A 21,853-nucleotide genomic window follows, 5' to 3' on the forward strand; every position below is an offset into this window, starting at 1 on the left:
CTTAGTTGTGAGCGTGCAGCGCTTCGTTCAGTTCGATGGCCGATTTGTGGGTTTTGCACTCCACGGCACCGGTCTCGGAGTTACGGCGGAACAGCAGGTCTGGCTGGCCAGCCAACTCGCGCGCCTTGACCACCTTGACCACTTGGTTCTGCTCGTCCAGCAGGGCCACCTTGGTGCCGGCGGTAATGTAAAGGCCCGACTCCACGGTGTTGCGGTCGCCCAATGGGATACCGGTACCGGCGTTGGCGCCGATCAGGCAGTCTTCACCCACCTTGATCACGATATTGCCGCCGCCCGACAGGGTGCCCATGGTGGAGCAACCGCCGCCCAGGTCCGAGCCCTTGCCGACGAATACGCCCGCCGATACACGGCCTTCGATCATGCCCGGGCCTTCGGTGCCGGCGTTGAAGTTGACGAAACCTTCGTGCATCACTGTGGTGCCTTCGCCTACGTAGGCGCCCAGGCGGATACGGGCCGCGTCAGCGATACGCACGCCGGCCGGTACGACGTAGTCGGTCATTTTCGGGAACTTGTCCACCGAGAACACTTCCAGCAGGTCGCCACGCAGGCGCGCTTCCAGTTGGCGCTCGGCCAGTTCATTGATGTCGATGGCGCCCTGGCTGGTCCAGGCCACGTTCGGCAACTGCGGGAACACACCGGCCAGGCTCAGGCCGTGGGGCTTGACCAGGCGATGGGACAGCAGGTGCAGCTTGAGGTAGGCCTCAGGCGTGGAGGTCAGTGCGGCGTCTTCGGCCAGCAGGGTCGCGACCAGCGGCGTGTGGCTTTCAGCCAGGCGGCTGAGCAGGGCGGCCTGGGCAGCATCGACGCCTTTGAGCGCGTCGGCCAGTTGCAGGGCCTGGCTCACGGTGAAGGTGATCGCCTGGTTGCCTTCGGTATAACCGAGGATCGGTGCGATGGCGGCAACGATTTCAGCTGACGGGTTGAGCAAGGGTTGTGCGTAAAACACTTCCAGCCAAGCACCTTGGCGGTTCTGAGTGCCGACGCCGAAGCCCAGGCTGAACAGGGAATTGGACATGCTGTTACCTCTACAAAAATGGAAGGCTGGCCTACTTGAGGGCCGCCGAATAACTATCTGGCTTGAAGCCAATCAGGGTTCTGTCACCGAGATCGAGCACCGGGCGCTTGATCATCGAGGGTTGTGCGAGCATCAATTCAATGGCTTTCGACTGATCGAGATCGGCTTTGCGTTCGTCTTCGAGTTTGCGAAAGGTGGTGCCCGCACGGTTCAAAACCACCTGCCAACCGTGCTCGTTGCACCATTGGGTCAAGTGTTCGCGGTCGATACCGGCCGTTTTGTAGTCATGGAACTCATAACTCACCCCGTGCTCATCGAGCCAGGTGCGCGCCTTTTTCATGGTGTCGCAGGCTTTGATGCCGAAAAGGTGCAAGGTTTTGCTTGAAGCACTCAAGGAATTGCCCCCCTTTGGACCTATGAAAATGAAAGATCGCGGATTATGCCACGACCAGCGGGTTTCGGCGCCGCTCGTCAACAGCGTGCGACTTTTGTGCAAAAGCCAGTGCGCAGCATAGGCGAGTAACATAGCCAGGTAACATAGCCGGGTAATATGGCACTTCAACGGCCAGTTGTTGCCTGATGTGTCGTTGCAAGTCGATTGTCCGGGAAACCCGCGTTATGCAAACCGCCTATACCGTTCTTATCCTGCTGATGCTGGTCAGCTTTTCGCGCCTGGTCGGGCGCGTCATCCCACTACCGTTGCCCCTGGTGCAGATCGCCGCCGGCGCCTTGCTGGCGTGGCCCACGTTGGGGCTGCATGTGGCGCTGGACCCGGAGCTGTTCTTGTTTCTGTTCCTGCCGCCGCTGTTGTTTTCCGATGGTTGGCGCATGCCCAAGCGCGAGTTGTGGCGCCTGCGTGGCCCGATCCTGACATTGGCGGTGGGGCTGGTGCTGTTCACCGTGGTGGGCGCCGGCTATTTCATTCATTGGTTATTGCCAACCATCCCGTTACCGGTGGCCTTCGCCCTGGCCGCGGTTTTGTCACCGACGGACGCCGTGGCGGTGTCGGCCATTTCCCAGAACCGTTTGCCCAAGCCGCTGATGCACATGCTCCAGGGCGAAGCCTTGATGAATGACGCGTCGGGCCTGGTGACGTTCAAATTTGCCCTGGCCGCAGCGTTGACCGGGGTCTTTTCCCTGGCAGATGCCAGCCTGACATTTGTACTGGTGGCAGTGGGCGGGTTGGCGATCGGGGTGGCGTTGAGCTGGCTGGTCGGCCGCCTGCGCGCCTGGATGATCGCGCGCGGTTGGGATGACCCGGCGACCCATGTGGTGTTCATGTTGCTGCTGCCCTTTGCTGCATACGTACTGGCTGAACGCCTGGGCGCGTCCGGCATTCTCTCGGCAGTGGCGGCGGGCATGATGCAAAGCTGGCTCGACCTGCTGCCGCGCCAGACCAGCACGCGCCTGCTCAACCGCAGCGTGTGGTCGTTGCTGGAGTTTGCCTTCAACGGCCTGATCTTCCTGCTGCTCGGCCTGCAACTGCCAGACATCATCAAGGCCGTGGTCAGCCATGAAACCACGCTGTGGCCCACCTTGATGTATCGCTGCCTGGACGTGGTGGCGATCTTCCTGGTGCTGGTGGTATTGCGCTTTATCTGGGTGCAAAGCATCTGGCGGCTCTCGGGGTTGCTGCGCCGGCTGCGTGGCAAAAGCGCGTTGACCCTGGTGCCGACGGCCCGTTCCTGCTGGTTGTTGACCGTCGGCGGTGTGCGCGGTGCGGTGACGTTGGCGGGCGTCATGTCGGTGCCCTTGTTGCTGGCGCCGGGCCAGGATTTCCCTGAGCGTGACCTCCTGATTTTTATCGCCGCCGGGGTGATCCTGCTGTCGCTGGTCGCGGCCTGCATCGCGCTGCCGTTACTGCTGCGTGGCGTTGAAAAAGGCCCGGATGAAAAACGCCACAACGAAGTGCGCGAGGCCTGGAAAAAGACCGCCGTGGCGGCGATCCATGCGTTGGAGGCCCAGGAGCCCGCCGAAGCCGAAACCCCGGATGCCGCTCAAGCGGCACTGGCCACTGAGCTGAAGGCGCGGCTGATGGCGGAGTATCGTCACCAGTTGGACGTATTCAATGACTCGGCTGAAGCCCAGGCGCTGGCGCTGCAGATGGACCAGTTGGAGCGCAAGTTGCGGCTCAAGGCGCTGCGTGCGCAGCGGTTGGAGTTGTATAGCTTGAGCCGTCATCACCAGATTGGTGATGACGTGTTGAGGGAAGTGTTGGCGGAGTTGGATTTGAGCGAGGCGAGCTTGAGAGTGGTCTGAATGGCTTTCAACGGTTGCGCAAGGTTTCCAACAACTGCAGCGTCGGGTAGCCGTCTGCTGGCCACCCGAATGACTGCTGCGCTGCACGGATCGCCTTGCGGGTGTTGGTGCCGATAATGCCGTCGGCGTTAGCCTCGGTGAAGTTGTGTTGGTTCATTAGTTTTTGCAACTCCACTCGCTCGGAGCGCTTGAGCGGCACCTCATCCTTGGGCCAGTCGTGGATGATCAACCCTGCACCAGCAAAGCGCTCCGACAGCAAGTTCGCAGCCAATGCATAGGACGACGAATTGTTGTACCGGACTGCTGCCTGAAAGTTATCAAGCACCAGAAAGCCTGGGCCGCGATGACCGGTGGGCAGCAGCAGTGCGGCTGACAGAGGTTCGGTACCTGGCGCCACGTTCGCGCCTTTGGGCAGCTTGACCCCAAGCTGTATCCATTCACCAACGCTTTTGCGCACCGTACCGTCGGCCAGCAAATAGTCGAAGGTGTCCGGCAGTTCCACTTCAAAACCCCAAGGCTGGCCTTTCTGCCAGCCCGAGATCTGCAAGTAGTGTGCAATGGATGCCAGTGCATCGGCCGGACTGTTCCAGATATCGCGGCGACCATCGCCATCAAAGTCCACCGCCAGGGTGTTGTAGGTGGTTGGGATGAATTGCGTCTGGCCCATGGCACCTGCCCAAGAGCCGAGCATCTTTTCGGGGGGGATATCGCCCTGTTGCAATATTTGCAGCGCGGCCAACAGTTGCTCGTTGGCAAAACGCTCGCGCCGACCTTCATAGGCCAGGGTTGCCAATGAGCGGATCACCGATTTATTGCCCTGGAAACTGCCGAAGTTGCTCTCCAGGCCCCAGAACGCCACGACTGCCCGGCGGTCGACGCCATAACGCTGTTCGATGGCAGTCAGGGTGTCGGCATATTGGATCAGCAGCATCTGCCCACGGCGAACGCGCAGTTCAGACAGTGCGCCATCGAGGTATTCCCACACCGGGCGGGATAACTCCGGCTGGCTGCGGTCGGCGCGAATCACATTCATGTCCGGGCTGATATCGGCAAAAAACCGGTCGAACAGGTCCGGCTCGATGCCAGCCGCAAGGGCCTGCTTGCGAAAGCCTGCACGCCATTGCTCGAAGGTTCGCACCGGTTGGGCATCAATGTGCTCAGCGATGGGCCCGGCAGGCGCAACCTTCGCAGGGGTGGTGTTGGCAGGGAGTGTCTTGAGCGACTGGGCGTCGCTAGCGGTTGGCTCTACCACGCAGGCAACCAGCAGAACGAAGCAGGGGGCGACATACAGTTGACGCAGGTACTTTCGATGGGAAATACAAAAGGGCATGCGTAGGTCCAGAGAACACGAGTCGGGCGACGACCGTAGCATGTAGCGCGCAAGTAAAATTTAAGACCTGTCTCAAAAAATAATTATCGTTTGTCCTTAGTTTATTTTGAGACCGGTCTTATAGGCATGAATAGGGTTAGCCGCTACCGTTGTTTATCTCTTCATTCAACGAGTAATTAAGATGGTTTTGCCTCTTGTGTCGGCTAGGAAGATGAGGACGTTAGTGGTTGATCAAGACATTGAGCAACGGCGTTTTGTCGAGAGATCACTGACCGCATTGGGCTACTACCGTACGACGACCGCGAGCTGTTTTGACGAGTTGATTGCGCTGACGCATTATTCTCCCAGTCTTGCTGAACGTTTCGACTTACTGATAGTCAGCGCTAGTATTTTTACCAAACGCAATATGTACTGGTTTGATTTCTGCTTGGGTAATGCCCGTTTGAAACACGTATTGGTTTCCGATTCGGATAAGCGTTCGAATGAGATCGAGCGTTTTACCGATCGCTCAGATCAGCACGTGTGGCGGGTCCAAGATGTGAATACCCACGTACTGCGCACCCTTATTCCGTGCATCGACTTTTGAAGGCGCGGGCGCAGCCTCAATCGGCCTTTCAACCGAACTGGTTGAAGAGCTGCTCAAGGAAGGAGAAGCAGAATGAATAACCGTGTAATTATTGTCGATGATCATCCTCCTATCCGGATGGCTCTGCGATTGCTGCTCTCTAGTGAGGGTTACAACGTGGTGGCGGAAGTGGGCGACGGGGCCGAGATTGTGGCGCTGGTTGAGACGCATGAGCCTTCGATCGTTATTTTGGATCTCGGCCTGCCTGATAGGGGCGGCCTGTCGATATTGGAGCAATTAGCGGCCCTACAATTTCCCGTCAAAATCGTGGTCTTCACTGGGCAGACTTCAAGCGAAATGACCGAACGCTGCCGGCAAATGGGCGCCCATGGTTTTATCAGTAAAGCGGCGTCATTGATGGAAGTGGCCAATGCGCTTAGAACAGTACGTGCTAATGATGAAAGTTTTTTTTGCTGGCCCGGTGTACCAGCCGTCGACGAAATGGCACCTCAATCAGCGCAAATAGCGCGGCTGTCCTCGCGCGAATACAACGTAATGAAGCATCTGTTGCAGGGTATGAAGGGTAAAGATATTGCTGATTATATGGGGCTGGATCAGCGCACAATCAGTACTTACAAACGGCGTATGTTCACCAAGCTTAATGTCAAAGGGATGCCGGATTTATATGGCATGGCTAAACGTTACGGCATATTTTGATCCCTCGCGGTATTTAGCTTTCATTCAACTTGTGCTGAATCTTGAATAATTCAATGTCTGTCCGTATGCCTAACTTTCGGAAGGCGGATTGTTTTTGCCCGCTGATGGTTTTACGGCTGCGTGAAAACTTGGTCGCCACTTGAGTGACCGATAGGCCTTCCAGGCAGCAACGTAACACCTCGCGCTCCTTGGGAGAGAGTTCCGGAAAATCCATGAGGGTGGTATCGCCGCTTTCAAAATGCTCCTCACTGGTGTGTTGCGAAGGCTGCTTTTCCAGCTCTGTCGACATGATGGGTGCAAGGTAGATACGATCCATGGCTGCCATCCGTACGGCTTTCAACAGATGCTCGGTCTGCTGTGTTTTTCCTACAAAACCATTGACCCCGGCACGAATGCACAGGTTGACCGTGGCTGGCCCTTCGACTGAGGAGTAAATGACGATTTTGAGCTCGGGGTGGCGGGCGCGTACCGACTGGATCAGGCGCAGGCCGTCAACCTCGCCATCAGCCAGTTGATAATCGAGAATGAGCAAGTCCGGCATTTCCTGCTGTAAGCCTTCAAGCAGGTCGCGGCTGGTAGTATAGACCCCGGTTACTTTGAAGTCGGCTTCCATCGAAAGGCGGATTTTCAGCGCCTCGCGAATCAGTGCGTGATCATCGAGCATTGCAATCTTCAACGGTGAAATGATCGACCATCTCATGGCGGGCCTCCAGGGCTAAATGACTAGGAATCGACTTACATTGTTTTGGGTGGCGGGATTTCGCTCAGGTTAGTTTGTCCTTCAGGAAGTCCACGATTTTCAGCGTCCTAGCTTAAACGTTCGCCCAACGGCGTGCCCTTGAGCATCCGGGTTTATGAGCTACTTTGAGACAATTCTCATTTTTACGCGGTAGTGCTGTGGTCTGAAATAGAAGGGGAGGATACCGATGTGCAGGTGTTCTCTCGGACCGTATCCGCAAAGCGTGTTATTTACCACGGCATCACTCGGTCAAGCGTACGTAGCTTGACCTGCTCAAGGCCGAAACCGGTCCAGTGGTCCCCCATCAGGATGTAGAGAGCTTTGAAAAAGATGTCTGTTGTCAGTAGGTGCCTGTTGGCCTGCCTGCTGTGTTTTCTAGCGTTGGCGCAATGGGCTGTCGCTGCCGACGAGGCGCGCCTGGTGATACGTACGCCGGAGATTGCGCCTTCCATTACATTCCCCCCCGAGACCCAGGCGTGGCTCAAGAGCAGGACGTCGTTGCGCGTAGCTTTTTGGGCGCGGGCTCAACCGCCCATGCATATGGAGTTCGAGCCCAACGTCTTCGAGGGGGTGACGGCCGATACCCTGGGCCTGCTGCAGCAGATGTTGGGGCTGCCTGTGCAGATGCTTCACTATCAAAACCGCGAAGAAGCTTTGCGGGACATGGCCAACGGCAAGCTGGACATGCTGGCCTCCAGCTCTGTCGATGAAGACCCCACCCCGCTGTTCGAGCCTTCCAAGCCTTACCTGCTTAACCACAAGGTGTTTGTCCGGCGGATCAACCAGGCCCACCTGTCCAGCGTCGACCTCAGCGGCGAGCGCGTCGCCTATATTGCCCACAATGAGGCACAAGCCCGGGAGCTGAAAGCTAAATACCCGCGCAGCACGCTGATCCCCTACACCGATTATCTGACGGCGATTGCGGCGGTGGTCTACGACCAGGCAGATGTCTTTTACACGGACTCGGTAGTCGCGGAATTCCTGATTGCGCGTTTTTACCGCAATGACGTTTACGTCGCAGGTGAGGCCAAGAGCCCCCAGGTCGCGGATATCAATTTCGCCGTCAGCACGCGTCGCCCACAGTTGTTGACGGCCATCAACCAGGCGCTGACGGAAATTCCAGTCGCGAGCATGTCGCGCATCACCACCCGCTGGGGCTTGAACAACAGCTTCGTGGTATCACGCCCGTCACTGAATCTGACCCAGGAACAAACCGATTGGATCGCCGCGCACAAGCATCTGAAGGTAGCGGTCAGCCACTCCGATGCGCCAGTGACCTTCTTTGACGAGCGTAACCAGTTCAAGGGCTTGGGCGCCGATATGTTGAGCAAGGTCGAGCAGTTGACGGGGTTGAGGTTCGACATCGTGCGCGCCGACAACGCCAACGAAATGGTCGAGGAATTGGACGACAAGCGGGTCGACCTCATCGCGGCGTTGAGCATCGGTGAATATTCCCTCAATCCCAAACGGGTCACCCGGGCCTATATGATCACGCCCTTTGTGGTGGTTACCCGGCGCAGCGAAGCGGAAATACGCAGCCTGGACGAGCTCAATGGCATGACGTTGGCCCTGGCCCGGGACAACCCGGTGTCTACGTGGCTTGCCCAGCATTATCCAAAAATCGACCAAGTTATCGTGCGCAATGCGACCGAGGGCATCGAGATGCTCGCCGACAAAAAGGTCGACGGTACGGTAGGGCCGCGGTTCAGCGCCGACTATTTTGTGACACAACACTTTAATGCGGACCTGCACGTGTCAGCGGTTATCGGCCCAAAACCCGCAAGGATCGCCATGGTCGTGGCGCCGGGTAACGAAATGCTCAAAGGCATCCTCGATGCCGCACTGTTGGCCATCCCGCCCGAAGAGATGAAGGACATGAGCGATCGCTGGCGCAACAACGTCGCGCCGGCGGTGGCCAGCCCATGGAACACCTACAAGGAGGGTGTCATCCAGATAATGATCGGTGCCGTGCTGCTGGTGCTGGTTTTCCTGGCCTGGAACTACTACCTGCGCATTCAGATCCACAAACGCCAGAAAGCAGAGCGGGATCTCGAGGACCAACTGCAATTCAGCCGCACCCTCATCGATGGTGCGCCGGTGGCGCTGTATGTGCGCGACGGTGAAGGGCGCCTTGCCCAATGCAACCAGGCTTATCTGGACTTTTTCAACATGTCCCGCGAGCAAGTACTCGGCAAAACCCTGATCGAAGCCCAGTTGTTCAATGAGCAATTCAACGTCAAGCACCATCGGATGTACCTGGATATCCTGGAACACGGTCAGCCGTCATTCAGGGATGTCGATGTTGAAGTGCAGGGCCAGCAGTACCGCATCTATCACTGGGCGCTGCCGTTCCATAACAGCAACGGCCAATACGTGGGACTGATCGGTGGCTGGCTCGACATTACCGAGCGTGAGCATTTGATCGAGCAGTTGAGCCTGGCCAAGGAAACGGCCATGAACGCCAATCGCTCCAAGTCAGTGTTCCTGGCCAGCATGAGCCACGAAATTCGCACCCCGGTCAGCGCCCTGGTGGGGCTGATTGAATTGCTGCACCTCAAGGGGCCCGGCGCCGATGACATCGAAGAGAGCCTGGAAGTGGCGCACCAGTCGGCCAAGACCTTGCTCTCATTGATCGGCGATGTGCTCGACCTGTCGAAAATCGAAGCCGGCGAGATGACCCCGGCGCCACGCCCCACCCATGTGGGCGAGATGGTCCAGTCCATCTACCGCTTGTTCGAACCCAATGCGCACAAGAAAAATCTGGATTACCGCCTGGTGACTGAAGTCCAGCATAGCGGCATCCTGATCGATGCCTTGATGCTCAACCAGATTGTCGCGAACCTGCTGAGCAATGCGATCAAGTTCACCGACCAGGGCAGCGTGCAATTGCTGCTGCGCGAAGTGCCCGGTGAGTTGCAACCTGGCTGGGCGCGTTATGCCATCCAGGTCAGCGACACCGGCAAAGGCCTGAGCGAGAGCCAACGCGAGGACATTTTCGAGCCGTTCGTGCAAGCCGATCCGCAGGCGAACCGGGCCGTGGGGACGGGGTTGGGCCTGAGCATCTGTGCCAGCCTGGCGAAGCTATTGGGCGCGCAGCTCAATGTCGACAGCCAGTTGGGCCTGGGCTCAAGTTTTACCCTGATTTTCGAAGCTGAAACCGTCGAGGTCGAAGAGAGCTTGTCGCTGCCTGCGCTGGAATCCTCCAACGGCCACAAGCTCAAGATTCTGGTGGTCGAGGACCATGCCCCCAACCGCTTGCTGTTGTGCCGTCAGATGGAGTACCTGGGGCATGAAGTCTGGCCCTGCGATGACGGCGAAGCGGCGCTGGTCCAATGGAAAAACGCGCAACCCCCGTTCGACCTCACCATCACCGACTGCAACATGCCCCGGGTTGACGGCTATCAACTGACTCGTTGGATACGCGAGGATGAGCAGCAACGCGCGGTACGCATGCACCCCATTTTCGGCCTGACGGCCAATGCGCAGTCGGAAATCATCGGCCGCTGCCTGGAAGCCGGCATGACCCGGTGCCTGTTTAAACCGGTGGGCATGGAAACCCTGGCGCTGCTGGTGGGCGAAGTGGAGCAAACCAGCAAGCGCCGGGCCCAGGCTGCGGTCGCAGCAGACAGTGAGCTGGATAAAATCAAGTTGCTCAGCCCCGAGTCCTATGGGCCGCTAGTCAATGAAATTCTGCTGACGCATCGCGTGGACGGCTATGAGTTGCAACGGTTGGTGCGCGAGGGGACGCGTGAAGATCTGGCCAGGGTCGCGCATAAAATCCGAGGAGGCGCGCACCTGGCGGGTGACCGTGCGCTGAACGATGCGTGCCTTATGCTGGAGCGATTGGTGGCCGATGAGAGTGAGCCGTCGCTTTATCATCAGCAAGTGGAGGTGGTGGTGGCGTGCCTTGAGGCCCTTGAGGTGCGATTGCTGCAGACGTTGCAGTGAATACGAGCGCGCGTCATCTCCGCCTTAGCGGATGCTGAATAACAGCTCCCAAGCATCCATAGATGGGAGCCGATTGGCGACTGCTTTTGCGAGCCATCGGCATGGGTACCTTAGATAACCGGCCGCCGCGATCAGGTGTTATCCGTCGAGTGCTCAAGCGCCCACCGACTCCGCAGCAGCGACTGCCATGGCAGCGGCTAGCTGCGCAGATGCCCTGGGGATGGGAACATAGCCACGCATCAGAATTTGTGCGCTCCTTCTGTATGCAGCTGCCCGAATATCAAGCGTGTTGTCATTGACCTTTGCACTGACGGTGGTATCCAGCTTGCCAGCAGGGTTCTCGATACTTACGTCGATGTCTGAATAGGAAGCTGTTGGGTTGCTTATACCAACAGCCACCTCATGCGCGGTCGACCCTGGAAGCAAGCAGGCGGCAGCAAGACAGCAGCCACCAGAAACAGCCATCGAAGCGTGGGCTGTCTGAGGTGTGAAATACCGCACCGCTATATGGCCACCATGACGCGGGGCTCCCACGATGCACACTTTGGGAATGGTTTCGCTACGTTCCATCTGCGCAATGCTCATGAGTTCACCCTCTCGGCCACGAAGCTGCATCTTGATGCCAGCCTCAATCCAGACTTGCCGTAGCGTGGTCATGAACACGGTGTCGGCCTCAAGTTCTGAAATCGTTTCATGGCCCGTTTTGCCAAAGCTGGCGGCATCGGCTATCACCATAGGCACCGCGACATCCACGCACGAGACCTTATGCCCTGCGATAGTGTCAACGACTTGGCCTGTTGGCAGCAATGTGCCCGTCTTGTTGCCCACCGGAGATTGAAGAAACAAATCAACGCGGGGAAACGCGCCTGCCACCCCTGGTATCTCGGCGTTCACGAATCGGCCCAAGGCATCGCGTGACATCCGTGCAACAGTAAGGACACCTGTGTTGGTGTTCTTTATTTCGACCTCAATGTTTCCAGTGGCAGGCGCCTCGATCAGTCCAGTGTCGATAGCCCATAGCAGCAGAGAAGAAGACATATTGCCGCAGTTCACGCTCCAGTCTATATCGCTATGGTCACTGGCCAACTGAGCGAGGGTGCTGACGATCTGTTGGCCAGTCGGAGCGTCCTCAATGCGCGCCAAAAACACCTTGTTACTAGTGGCCGGTCCCCTTCCGAGCCCGGTTATCTGACGATTCCCAGGCTGATCTCCTGCAAGAGGGACTCCCATGAGGTGGCGTAACAGCTCTTCTCGCAACAATTTTTCGTTTGGTAGCAAAGGCTCCCATATCACTACGCCTGTTGACGTGCCGCCCCTCATGTAATGCACGGGTAATTCCATCACACCTGAGTGGATACGGGTGTGAAACCCATCTTGATTGACAGGTAGCGTTGGGGATTTAAGCATCGAGAACTCCATGACTATTACTGCGTGTAATGAACCGGTTGCCATCCAAGGGCCCATGGTCAGATCGACTTGTGCCGCCATCCTTTCAGGCGGTAATCCAGTCTTGAAGCACGAGATCAGATAGGGCGAGGGTCCAGCTCAGCAGCCTATCCTCAAATCGATATTCGAGGCGGCAAATAGGTAAGTGTTGTCAGTTTTTATTTGTTTTTGAGACAAATCTTGTTTTCTACACAATGCTGCGAGCCTACTCTAGAACTACATTAGCTCATCGCATACTTGTCTTGATAAACGTGTTTGTTCGTTACGGTGATCCTGGAACGGACCGTCAAGTAGTAACTGAGAGCTAATGTCAGGCAATATCGTTTACTCCTCTGTATTAAGAGCCGGGAATGTATAGGCCAAAGGGTGCCTGTCTCCTGAGCTAAGCAAGCCATCTATAAAGCCTATAAAGGGATATCGCAATGAAAAAAAGTTTAATTGCTGGGGTGTTTGTTGCAAGCTCGGCATTTGTAGGCGCAGCCAATGCTTTTGACGGTACCATAAACTTTACCGGTACGATAACTGGAGCCTCCTGCAACGTCACGGCGGACGGTGGTACTGCAACACCCGTTGATTTAGGTACCGTTAGTTCAAAAGCCCTTTCGACAATTGGGGAGACGGCTTCGCGCGCTCCACTCCAAATAGTGCTCAGCGCATGTCCTGCCGCGTTGACTAGCGCGGTTGTGAAATTCGACGGCAAGTCCGACGCTGCCGATAGTACTTTGCTGGCTTTGACAACTGGCGGTGCAACGGGTGTCGCGGTCGGGTTGTATGAAGAGGATGGTAATACGAAAATTCCACTGGGTAGTGATTCGATCAGCAAACCGCTTGTGGCTGACGCTGAGACTGAGTTCAACTTCGTTGCCAAATACGTTGCTACGGGGCCAGTGGTTGAAGGGGCCGCGAACGCTGTCGCTCAATTCACGGTTGTTTACAACTAAGTCAAAGATAGGGCATTAAGCCAGCTTAATGCCCTGCCTGGCTGCTTGATTCATTTGTCCACTGCTCATGTGGGTAATTAAAGTTATCAAGGATACCTCATCAATGCATTGGCTTAAGTCTGTGTGCGTCGCTAGCTGCTTGCTGGTTGTTACGCAAGTTTCCTGGGCCGGCGTCGTGGTAGGCGGAACACGTGTCGTATATGACGGTTCAAAAAAAGAAGCGTCTATTTCTGTCAATAACACGGAAGCTACCAAACCTTACCTCATTCAATCTTGGGTAGAGGAAGTATCATCCACGGGGGCCCACAAGGCACCCTTCATCATTACGCCGCCGCTGTTTCGTCTGGAGGGTGGGCAGGAAAATGTGCTGCGTATCATCCGCGCAGGTGGCCAGTTTCCTGAAAACAAGGAGTCGGTGTTCTGGATCAATATCAAGTCGATTCCCTCTTCGGATAAAAATGCAACTAATCAGTTGCAAATTGCCGTAAAAACTCGGATCAAACTGTTTTATCGTCCAGCGGGCTTATCAGGCAATGCCGCTGATGCCTATAAAACCTTGGAATTTACTCGCAGTGGCAACCAGTTACTGGTTAAAAATCCGACCCCTTACCATGTTTCTTTTTATAAGGTAAGCGTGGGAGGACAGGACGTTAAAGACCCCGGCATGATTGCCCCGCAAAGTTCACTAAACCTCACGTTACCAGCGGGCGCCATCGGTGCAGCAAGTTGGCAAGCTATTAATGACTTCGGTGGCATCTCTCTACCCGCCACGTCACCTCTTTGACCAAGTCGTTCGCGCTGCCTGCCATTTAATTTGAATATCGATCTGCTGAGTGAACGACCCAGTAATCAGTGAGGCGCTGTGCGTCCTTGAGCGTTGGGGGGAGATGACTATGAAAAAATATTACCGGAACAGGGCAATGACTCTGAATAAAAGTGATCATTTCCGTTTTTTCACGCCCACCCGCTTGGCAATGACGATAGTGTCCGCTTTGATAATGGGAGTGGGCTTGCACCCGGCCTCGACAATGGCGCAGGACTACTTCGACCCGCAAGCCCTGGAAATCAATACACTCGATCAAGATGTCATCGATCTTGAGCGCTTTTCTAGCCACGGCGGGCAGTTACCTGGTATTTATCACGTTGATATCTATCTTAACGACACGCGTATCACGCAGCGAGATGTGAACTTTGTCGAGGTTGACGGTACCTTGCAGCCCGAGGTGACACCACAGCAACTTCAAGAAATGGGTGTGAAGCTGGATGCCTTTCCGGCCTTGCAAAAGTTGCCAGCCTCGCAGTCGATCAGCCGCCTCAAAGACTATATTCCAGATGCCAGTAGCCGCTTCACCTTTGCCCAACAGCGGGTGGACATCAGCATTCCTCAGGCAGCACTCACCAGCGAGGCCCGGGGTTACGTAGACCCACGTTCATGGGACCAAGGGCTGACTGCCGGGCTGTTGAATTACAGTTTCACAGGCGCCAATACTGCACGCGACAACCACTCGGGTACCGACGACAGCTATTACTTGAACTTGCGAAGCGGTGTGAATTTCGGCGAGTGGCGGCTACGCAATTATTCTGCCTATAACGAGAGTAATGGCGACAGTAACTGGGAGAACGTCAATACCTATGCGCAGAGGGATATTCAGTCGCTAAAAGGCCAAATGACGCTGGGCGACAGCTCCACTCCCGGCGATGTTTTTAACAGTGTGCAATATCGCGGGGCGCAGCTGGCATCGGATGACAACATGTTTCCCGATAGCCTTAAAGGCTTTGCGCCGGTCGTGCGAGGGATTGCACAAAGTAATGCTCAAATCACTGTGCGACAAAACGGCTATATCATTTACCAGACGTATGTACCTCCGGGGGCGTTCACCATTACCGATCTGTACCCCACCTCGTCCAGCGGTGATATGGAAGTCATCATCCGTGAAGCCGATGGTACCGAACGTCGCTCTGTCCAGCCTTTCTCCGCAGTACCGGTCATGTTGCGTGAGGGGCGGCTGAAGTACTCAGCGACATTAGGCGAATACCGTTCGACTGCCGACCAAAGTAGCAAGCCGGTGTTTGCTCAGGGTACGTTGATTTATGGTTTGCCCTACGCAATCACACTGTACGGCGGTCTGTTGGGTTCCGAAGACTATGCAGCCACAAGCTTGGGAGTCGGCCATGGGTTTGGGGATTGGGGTTCGATTTCTGTCGATGTCACCCAGGCCAAGACTCAACTGCGCAACGGCTCGCGCGATAGCGGCCAATCCTACCGCTTTCAATATTCCAAGGATATTGCGACCACGGGCACCAGTTTTACGCTGGCGGGATATCGTTACTCCACCAGCGGTTACTATGACTTCCAGGAAGCCAATGAAATTGATCCTGACAATTTCAATAACTGGCGAGGAGCCTATAACAAGCGCAGTAAGGCACAGGTCAATATTTCCCAGTCACTGGGTGACTACGGTAATTTTTACGTCAATGGTTATCAGCAGGACTTCTGGCGTCAGAAGGGTTATGAACGCACTGTGAGTGCGGGTTATAACACCAGTTATAACGGTGTGACCTATGGACTGGATTACTCCTTCACTCAGGCACCTGTGTATGAAGGGCGTGACAGCAAGGACCAACAATTGTCGTTTTATGTTCAGGTGCCATTGGACGAGGTGATGCCCAATAGTTGGGCACGCTACAACCTCAGTACCAGTAAACAGAGTAACACCGTACAGGATGTCAGCCTGAGCGGCACCGCGTTGCCGGATAATAACTTGAGCTACAACGTGCAGCAGGGTTATGCAACCCGGGGCGTCGGTGCGAGCGGCAGCGCCGACGCCAACTATAAGGGCACCTACGGTGAAGCCAAGGCAGGCTTCAACTACGACCGTACTTCACAACAGGTGAATTATGGGATGGAGGGCGGGGTTGTGGTTCATCCGTATGGCGTTACATTCTCCCAGCAGCAAGGAGAGACAATGGCCCTTGTTCGCGCCCCGGGTGCCTCGGATGTCAAAGTTCAGAACAATACAGGGGTGAGCACCGACTGGCGTGGTTATGCAGTAGTGCCGTATATCAGCACTTATCGCAAGAATCGGATCGCCCTCGACAGCGAAACGCTGCCTGATGATATTGACCTGCAAACGAATGCCAAAACAGTCATCCCGACCAAAGGGGCGATTGTATTGGCTGATTTCCAGACTCGGGTGGGTAGCCGAGTGCTGCTCACCCTCACTTACCTTGGCAAGCCAGTACCCTTCGGTGCCAGTGCGACGGTGGTGGAGAACACCACAACTTCGCCCAACACCGGCATCATTGGCCTTGAGGGTGAGTTGTATCTGAGCGGAGTGCCGGAGCAGGGCGAGTTGCAAGTGCAGTGGGGCGAGGGTGCCATCCAGCAATGTAAGGTCAATTTCAACTTGCCAGTTGTGCCACCGGACGCTGTCTCAACTATACGAATTTTGAAAGGTGCCTGCACATAATTTAATTATTTATGCGAACAATAGCGCTAAATGCAGGAAGTCACGCTGTATAAGAATTATCTTTGTATGCAGTAAAAATTAGCGAGCCTGCATTCCATTTTTTCATTAGGTATCTGCGTTAGGGTGGAGAAAATGAGCCTGAGTTTTAGTTGTACATTTTTAATGAGTAAGCCAGTGCAGCCAATTGGTTTGCGAGTGCTTTTAATGCTGGCTGTTTTGGTTGGTGCTTTTAACGCAGACAAATCTTGGGCAACGTGTTCGGCGTATTCGAAAACTCTGGACTTTCCAACCCCGCTGGTTGTTCAGCGTGACGCTCCAGTGGGGGCTGTCATTGCGGCCGTAACAGTAAAGACAACGATAACATGCAATGGGAATGGTAATACTCCTGGTGCCGCATGGTACGTTTATCCCGCGTCCACAAATCTCGATCATGGTGCTTCATCAATAACGAACGTACGGCGTACCAATATTCCGGGTATAGGTATTCGCTGGAGCAATCTTAACGAATTTACCGGGACTACTTCGATCTGGTCGAGAAAGAGCCTGAATGATGGTACTGGAGCACGTGGTATTAAACCTACAGGTGGCACCCTTTTCACAGATACTTTTGAATTGATTAAGCTCAGTGCTGTAACCTCGACGGTCTCCCCAAGTTGGGTGTTGGACTATTCGTACAAGAACTTGAACAATGTTGGAAAAGGGAAACTTTACAGCAATACAGCGACAAGTCGGAATATGCAGGTCGTCGCCTGCTCCGTCAGGCAGACCGCTATTCCTATTAATATGGGAGCCGTCAAGATAACTGAGTTTTCGGGGGTGGGCAGTACGGTTAGGGAAAAGCCCATTGAAATTCCACTCGACTGCGATGCTAATACTAAAGTAAACGTGACGTTGGAGGGCGTTCGGCATAATTCCGGAGCGGCCGGGGTCTTGGCGCTGAGCCCATCTGCTTCTCAAGTAGTCGCGACCGGAGTGGGGTTGCAACTACTTTATAACAACAAGGCGGTCACTTTCGGTACACCTATTGCGGCAGGCGTTGCGAGTAACGATGGCGCATACACCGTTCCTTTGGTTGCCCGTTATTATCAAACGGCCAACACCATCACCGAAGGCCAAGCCAACAGTACCGCAACGTTCACGATGAGCTATCAATAGTTGTGCTCGATAGTGGCTGGGGTTGCAGTGTCAGGTAGGCGGTCGAGTTGGAGCGCTCAGAGAGTAGCTGATTTGGTATGGCAGCGGGATTTGCTCCCGCTTAATGTGGGGCAGGATACGTCAGTCATGGCCGCCCCCACCGTTTGGGAGCGACCTGACCCTCATCCGCGGCGCTGAATAAAGTCGCGAATCCGCTCAGCCGCTTCCACGCATTCCGCCAACGGCGCCACCAACGCCAGGCGCACACGTCCCGCACCAGGGTTGAAACCGTCCACTTCCCGCGACAGATAAGAGCCCGGCACCACCGTCACATGTTCTTCAACGAACAAATCCCGGCAGAAGGCAGCGTCATCGCCTTGCACGTTCGGCCACAGGTAAAAGCCGCCATCGGGGCTTTGCACGTCCAGCACCGGCTTTAGGATCGCCAGCACGGCGTCGAATTTCTCGCGGTACAGGTCGCGGTTGGCCAGTACGTGGGCCTCGTCCTGCCAGGCGGCGATGCTGGCCAACTGGGTTTGTACGGGCATCGCGCAGCCGTGGTAGGTGCGGTACAGCAGGAAGGCCTTGAGGATCTCGGCGTCGCCGGCCACGAAGCCTGAGCGCAGGCCTGGCAGGTTGGAGCGCTTGGACAGGCTGTGGAACACCACGCAACGCTTGAAGTCCTCGCGGTCCAGCTCGACGCAGGCGCTGAGCAGGCCTGGTGGCGGGGTCTGCTCATCGAAGTACAGCTCGCTGTAGCACTCGTCGGCAGCGATGACGAAGTCATATTCGTCGGCCAGGGCGATGAGTTTTTTCAGGGTGTCGACCGGTATCAGCGCGCCGGTCGGGTTGCCAGGGGAGCACAGGAACAGGATCTGGCAACGTTTCCAGATGTCCGGGGAGACGGCATCGAAGTCTGGATTGAAGCCGTTGCTGTCCAGGCATGGCAGGTAGTGCGGCTTGGCCCCGGCCAGGAACGCGGCGCCTTCGTAGATCTGGTAGAACGGGTTGGGGCTTACTACCAGCGCGTCGTCGCCACGGTTGACCACGGTTTGGGTGAAGGCAAACAGCGCCTCGCGCGTACCGTTGACCGGCAGGATGTTGCGCGCCGGGTCCAGCCAGCCCTTGGGCACGTTGAAGCGGCGTTCGCACCAGGCGCCGATGGCTTCACGCAGTGCCGGGATACCCAAGGTGGTGGGGTACACCGCCATTTGATCGAGGTTATTGCTCAAGGCCTCGGCAACGAAGGCCGGTGACTTATGCTTGGGCTCGCCGATGGACAGGGCAATCGGGCGCTTGTCCGGGTTCGGCGTCACGCTGCCGAGCAGGGCGCGCAGTTTCTCGAAGGGGTAGGGCTGCAACTGGTTAAGGGCGTTGTTCATATAAGCCTCTATCACGGTGAGCACGGACTCTGTGGGAGCTGGCTTGCCTGCGATGGCATCACTGCGGTTAACCTGACGGACCGAGGTGTCTGCATCGCAGGCAAGCCAGCTCCCACATGGCGCGTGTTCACAAAGTTAAGAATTCAAATGGTCAGTCGGGTCAGCTCGACGCCGGGCTCCTGGCTCACGCTCAATTGCTCCACGATCGCCGCCTGCAAACGCAGGCACAGCTCTGGGTCGGACAGTGGCTGGTTGTCGGCGTCGGTGATAAAGAACACGTCTTCCACGCGCTCGCCCAGGGTCGCAATCTTGGCGTTCTGCAGCGACAGATCGAACTCCAGGAAAATCCCGCCGATACGCGCCAGCAGGCCCGGGCGATCCGGCGCGCTGAGTTCCAGCACCGTCACTGGTCGCTGGGCGTCGTTGGAAATAGTCACCTGGGGTGCAAAGGCAAAGTGCTTGAGCTGGCGCGGCACCCGGCGCTGGATGATGGTGGGGTAGTCGTCGGGGTTGCGCAGGGCTTCGGTGAGGCCCTCGCGGATCTTTTTCACCCGCGCCGGGTTGTCGCCAATCGAGTCGCCGTCGGTGTCGAGCACGATGTAGGTGTCGAGGGTGAACTGGCTGCTGGAGGTGATGACCCGGGCGTCATGGATGTTCAGGTTGAGCTGGTCCATGGCCGCTACGGTCACGGCGAAGAAGTCGTGCTGGTCGGGCGCGTAGATGAAGATCTGCGTGCCGCCTTCGAATTCGCGCTGGGTGGTTTCCTTGATCAACACCAGTGGGCCGCCATCGGCGGGCTGCTGCAGGATCGCGTCACTGTGCCAGGCCACGTCGCCGGCGGTGTGGCGCAGGAAATAATCGTCACCCAGTTGCGACCAGAGTTGCTCGACGTCGTCCGGGTCGTTACCGCCACGCACCAGGATATCAAGGGCTGCGCTTTGGGTGCGGCGGATCTGCTCTTCGCGGTCCACCGGGTTTTCCAGGCCACGGCGCAGGGCGCGCTTGGTCTCGGTGTACAGCTGGCGCAACAGGCTGGCGCGCCAGGAATTCCACAGCGTCGGGTTAGTGGCGTTGATGTCGGAGACGGTCAGCACATACAGGTAATCCAGGCGGGTTTCATCGCCAACGATGCCGGCAAAGTCGTGAATCACCTGCGGGTCGGACAAGTCCTTGCGCTGGGCCGTGGTCGACATCACCAGGTGGTTCTGCACCAGCCAGACAATCAGGCGGGTGTCCCACAACGGCAGCTGGTGGCGCTGGCAGAAGGCTTCGGCATCCACCGCGCCGATCTCCGAGTGGTCGCCATGCCGGCCCTTGCCGATGTCGTGGTACAGGCCGGCCAGGTAAATCAGCTCGGGCTTGGGCAGCTTGGCCATCAGCTTACTGGCCAGCGGGAATTTCTCTGACGCCTGGGTGTACTGCAACTTACGCAGATGTTTGATCAGGTTCAGGGTGTGGGCATCGACGGTGTAGATGTGGAACAGGTCGTGTTGCATCTGCCCGACGATAAAGCCGAACTCCGGCAGGTAACGCCCGAGAATGCCGTAACGGTTCATGCGCCGCAGGTTGCGGTGGATGCCGATGCGGCACTTGAACAGCTCGATAAACAGGCTGGTATTGCGGATATCGTTGCGAAAGTCGTCATCGATCAGGTGGCGGTTTTCCCGCAGCAAGCGGATGGTATCGGCGCGTACGCCTTTGATTTCCGGTTGCTGCGCCATCAGCACGAAGATTTCCAGCATGGCGAACGGCGTGCGGCGGAACACGTTGTCGTTGCGTGCTTCGATATAGCCGTCGTGCAGTTGGAAACGCGCATTGATCGGCTGCGGCGGCGCTTCGTCTTCAGGGGCCAGGATCACTTCTTCGAAGTGCTGGATGATCAAGTCGCTAAGCTGGGCAATGCTCATGACCACCCGGTAGTACTGCTGCATGAAGCTTTCGATGCTGGTCTTCGCATCTTCGCCCTCAAAGCCCAGCAGGGTGGCGATAGAGCGCTGGTGATCGAACAGCAGGCGGTCTTCGGAGCGCCCGGCCAGCATGTGCAGGGCGTAGCGCACCTTCCACAAAAACTCCTGGGACGAGGCCAGCAGGGTGTTTTCACTCTCCACCAGGAAACCTTCGCCGGCCAGGGCGCGCAGGTTCAGCGTGCCGTATTGGCGGCGCGCCACCCACAAAATCGTCTGGATATCCCGCAGCCCGCCGGGTGAGCCTTTGACGTTGGGTTCCAGGTTGTATTCGGTGTCGTTGTACTTGTGGTGCCGGGCTTTTTGCTCGGCGCGCTTGGCCAGGAAGAACTCCTTGCTCGGCCACATGTGTGCGGTGCTGGTGACTTCGAGCATGCGCTGGCGCAGGCGCTCGGGGCCACAGATGGTGCGGCTTTCCATCAGGTTGGTGACCACCGTGAGGTCGGCACGGGCCTCTTCGGCGCATTCGTCCACCGAGCGTACGCTCTGGCCGACTTCCAGGCCGATGTCCCACAGCAGCGTCAGGAAGCGCTCGATGGAATCGCGAAAGGTCTCATGATCGGCCTGGTCCAGCAGGATCAGCAGGTCGATGTCGGAGTAGGGGTGCAGTTCGCCGCGACCGTAGCCGCCGACCGCCACCAGGGCGATATCGGCGTCGAAACTCCAGTTGAACTGCTCCCAGGCCTTTTGCAGGATGTTATCGACGAACCAGGCGCGGTCTTCGATCAGGCGGCGAATATCCCGGCCACTGCGAAAGCGCGCATCGAGCACCTCGCGGGCTTGGCGGATGGCCTTCTTGAAGGCCGCGATGGGGCTTGCCTTCAATGCCAGCTCGGCCTGGAACTGGCCACGGTCGAAGAGTTCGGGATCCACCTGGGGCATCGATCGGCTTTCCTATCTATCTATCAGTCAGTCACAACAC

General features: G+C 56.7%; 15 protein-coding genes. 8 read left to right on the plus strand and 7 right to left on the minus strand.

The genetic code is table 11. The features are described from left to right. Position 1: 1 nt before the first annotated feature. Complete coding sequence (gene dapD / locus V8689_RS06590) at positions 2-1,036, minus strand: 2,3,4,5-tetrahydropyridine-2,6-dicarboxylate N-succinyltransferase (RefSeq protein WP_044272510.1); 1,035 nt, start codon at positions 1,034-1,036, stop codon at positions 2-4. A gap of 31 nt (positions 1,037-1,067) precedes the next feature. Then, positions 1,068-1,376: an arsenate reductase gene (locus V8689_RS06595; protein WP_229999207.1), complete on the minus strand. Its 309-nt coding sequence runs from the start codon at positions 1,374-1,376 to the stop codon at positions 1,068-1,070. Positions 1,377-1,654: 278 nt separating this feature from the next. Between V8689_RS06595 and V8689_RS06600 the strand changes: the two genes are divergently transcribed. Next, entirely contained in the window at positions 1,655-3,295 is a 1,641-nt protein-coding gene (locus V8689_RS06600) for a Na+/H+ antiporter (RefSeq protein WP_056790223.1), read from the plus strand. Between the two features lie 7 nt (positions 3,296-3,302). Here V8689_RS06600 and V8689_RS06605 read toward each other — a convergent pair whose 3' ends face one another. Then, positions 3,303-4,625 carry a lytic murein transglycosylase gene (locus V8689_RS06605; RefSeq protein ID WP_056790226.1) on the minus strand — a complete coding sequence of 441 codons (1,323 nt, stop codon included), beginning with the start codon at positions 4,623-4,625 and terminating at the stop codon, positions 3,303-3,305. Positions 4,626-4,848: 223 nt separating this feature from the next. Between V8689_RS06605 and V8689_RS06610 the strand changes: the two genes are divergently transcribed. Continuing rightward, entirely contained in the window at positions 4,849-5,211 is a 363-nt protein-coding gene (locus tag V8689_RS06610) for a hypothetical protein (RefSeq protein WP_150073390.1), read from the plus strand. Between the two features lie 72 nt (positions 5,212-5,283). After that, on the plus strand, positions 5,284-5,907 hold the full coding sequence (locus V8689_RS06615) for a response regulator transcription factor (protein WP_056790231.1): 624 nt from the start codon (positions 5,284-5,286) through the stop codon (positions 5,905-5,907). A gap of 13 nt (positions 5,908-5,920) precedes the next feature. Here V8689_RS06615 and V8689_RS06620 read toward each other — a convergent pair whose 3' ends face one another. Further along, the gene (locus tag V8689_RS06620; RefSeq protein WP_056790234.1) at positions 5,921-6,607 is read right to left on the minus strand and encodes a response regulator transcription factor; all 687 of its coding nucleotides are present in this window, start codon (positions 6,605-6,607) and stop codon (positions 5,921-5,923) included. Positions 6,608-6,976: 369 nt separating this feature from the next. Here V8689_RS06620 and V8689_RS06625 point away from each other — a divergent pair, with 369 nt between their 5' ends. After that, positions 6,977-10,594, plus strand: a complete 3,618-nt coding sequence (locus V8689_RS06625) for a transporter substrate-binding domain-containing protein (RefSeq protein WP_223816959.1) — start codon at positions 6,977-6,979, stop codon at positions 10,592-10,594. 153 nt (positions 10,595-10,747) lie between these two features. On the opposite strand, the gene V8689_RS06630 is transcribed toward V8689_RS06625, so the two are convergent. Further along, complete coding sequence (locus V8689_RS06630; RefSeq protein WP_056790551.1) at positions 10,748-12,001, minus strand: PrpF domain-containing protein; 1,254 nt, start codon at positions 11,999-12,001, stop codon at positions 10,748-10,750. 461 nt (positions 12,002-12,462) lie between these two features. Between V8689_RS06630 and V8689_RS06635 the strand changes: the two genes are divergently transcribed. The 4 genes from V8689_RS06635 to V8689_RS06650 all read left to right on the plus strand — a co-directional run bounded on the left by V8689_RS06635 (position 12,463) and on the right by V8689_RS06650 (position 17,606). Beyond that, the gene (locus V8689_RS06635) at positions 12,463-12,981 is read left to right on the plus strand and encodes a fimbrial protein (RefSeq protein WP_056790243.1); all 519 of its coding nucleotides are present in this window, start codon (positions 12,463-12,465) and stop codon (positions 12,979-12,981) included. A gap of 103 nt (positions 12,982-13,084) precedes the next feature. Then, the gene (locus V8689_RS06640) at positions 13,085-13,765 is read left to right on the plus strand and encodes a fimbrial biogenesis chaperone (RefSeq protein WP_056790245.1); all 681 of its coding nucleotides are present in this window, start codon (positions 13,085-13,087) and stop codon (positions 13,763-13,765) included. Positions 13,766-13,874: 109 nt separating this feature from the next. Beyond that, positions 13,875-16,451 carry a fimbria/pilus outer membrane usher protein gene (locus V8689_RS06645; RefSeq protein ID WP_081089461.1) on the plus strand — a complete coding sequence of 859 codons (2,577 nt, stop codon included), beginning with the start codon at positions 13,875-13,877 and terminating at the stop codon, positions 16,449-16,451. Positions 16,452-16,583: 132 nt separating this feature from the next. Beyond that, the gene (locus tag V8689_RS06650) at positions 16,584-17,606 is read left to right on the plus strand and encodes a fimbrial protein (RefSeq protein WP_081089462.1); all 1,023 of its coding nucleotides are present in this window, start codon (positions 16,584-16,586) and stop codon (positions 17,604-17,606) included. A 161-nt stretch (positions 17,607-17,767) separates the two neighbouring features. On the opposite strand, the gene dapC is transcribed toward V8689_RS06650, so the two are convergent. Both dapC and V8689_RS06660 read right to left on the minus strand, forming a co-directional pair. After that, on the minus strand, positions 17,768-18,967 hold the full coding sequence (gene dapC, locus V8689_RS06655) for a succinyldiaminopimelate transaminase (RefSeq protein ID WP_056790256.1): 1,200 nt from the start codon (positions 18,965-18,967) through the stop codon (positions 17,768-17,770). A gap of 143 nt (positions 18,968-19,110) precedes the next feature. Next, the gene (locus V8689_RS06660) at positions 19,111-21,813 is read right to left on the minus strand and encodes a [protein-PII] uridylyltransferase (protein ID WP_056790259.1); all 2,703 of its coding nucleotides are present in this window, start codon (positions 21,811-21,813) and stop codon (positions 19,111-19,113) included. Positions 21,814-21,853 lie beyond the last annotated feature (40 nt).

This window comes from Pseudomonas sp. AK181, assembly GCF_051122975.1.
Lineage (GTDB): Bacteria > Pseudomonadota > Gammaproteobacteria > Pseudomonadales > Pseudomonadaceae > Aquipseudomonas > Aquipseudomonas lactis.

What these genes read in the sequence shown, in the direction of transcription:
- V8689_RS06640 (WP_056790245.1), top strand. Translation starts at nt 13,085, where the DNA reads ATGCATTGGCTTAAGTCTGTGTGCGTCGCTAGCTGCTTGCTGGTTGTT.
- V8689_RS06625 (WP_223816959.1), top strand. Translation starts at nt 6,977, where the DNA reads ATGTCTGTTGTCAGTAGGTGCCTGTTGGCCTGCCTGCTGTGTTTTCTA.
- dapC (WP_056790256.1), bottom strand. Translation starts at nt 18,967, where the DNA reads ATGAACAACGCCCTTAACCAGTTGCAGCCCTACCCCTTCGAGAAACTG.
- V8689_RS06645 (WP_081089461.1), top strand. Translation starts at nt 13,875, where the DNA reads ATGAAAAAATATTACCGGAACAGGGCAATGACTCTGAATAAAAGTGAT.
- V8689_RS06620 (WP_056790234.1), bottom strand. Translation starts at nt 6,607, where the DNA reads ATGAGATGGTCGATCATTTCACCGTTGAAGATTGCAATGCTCGATGAT.
- V8689_RS06635 (WP_056790243.1), top strand. Translation starts at nt 12,463, where the DNA reads ATGAAAAAAAGTTTAATTGCTGGGGTGTTTGTTGCAAGCTCGGCATTT.
- V8689_RS06650 (WP_081089462.1), top strand. Translation starts at nt 16,584, where the DNA reads ATGAGCCTGAGTTTTAGTTGTACATTTTTAATGAGTAAGCCAGTGCAG.
- V8689_RS06630 (WP_056790551.1), bottom strand. Translation starts at nt 12,001, where the DNA reads ATGCTTAAATCCCCAACGCTACCTGTCAATCAAGATGGGTTTCACACC.
- V8689_RS06605 (WP_056790226.1), bottom strand. Translation starts at nt 4,625, where the DNA reads ATGCCCTTTTGTATTTCCCATCGAAAGTACCTGCGTCAACTGTATGTC.
- V8689_RS06615 (WP_056790231.1), top strand. Translation starts at nt 5,284, where the DNA reads ATGAATAACCGTGTAATTATTGTCGATGATCATCCTCCTATCCGGATG.
- V8689_RS06595 (WP_229999207.1), bottom strand. Translation starts at nt 1,376, where the DNA reads ATGAAAAAGGCGCGCACCTGGCTCGATGAGCACGGGGTGAGTTATGAG.
- V8689_RS06660 (WP_056790259.1), bottom strand. Translation starts at nt 21,813, where the DNA reads ATGCCCCAGGTGGATCCCGAACTCTTCGACCGTGGCCAGTTCCAGGCC.
- dapD (WP_044272510.1), bottom strand. Translation starts at nt 1,036, where the DNA reads ATGTCCAATTCCCTGTTCAGCCTGGGCTTCGGCGTCGGCACTCAGAAC.
- V8689_RS06600 (WP_056790223.1), top strand. Translation starts at nt 1,655, where the DNA reads ATGCAAACCGCCTATACCGTTCTTATCCTGCTGATGCTGGTCAGCTTT.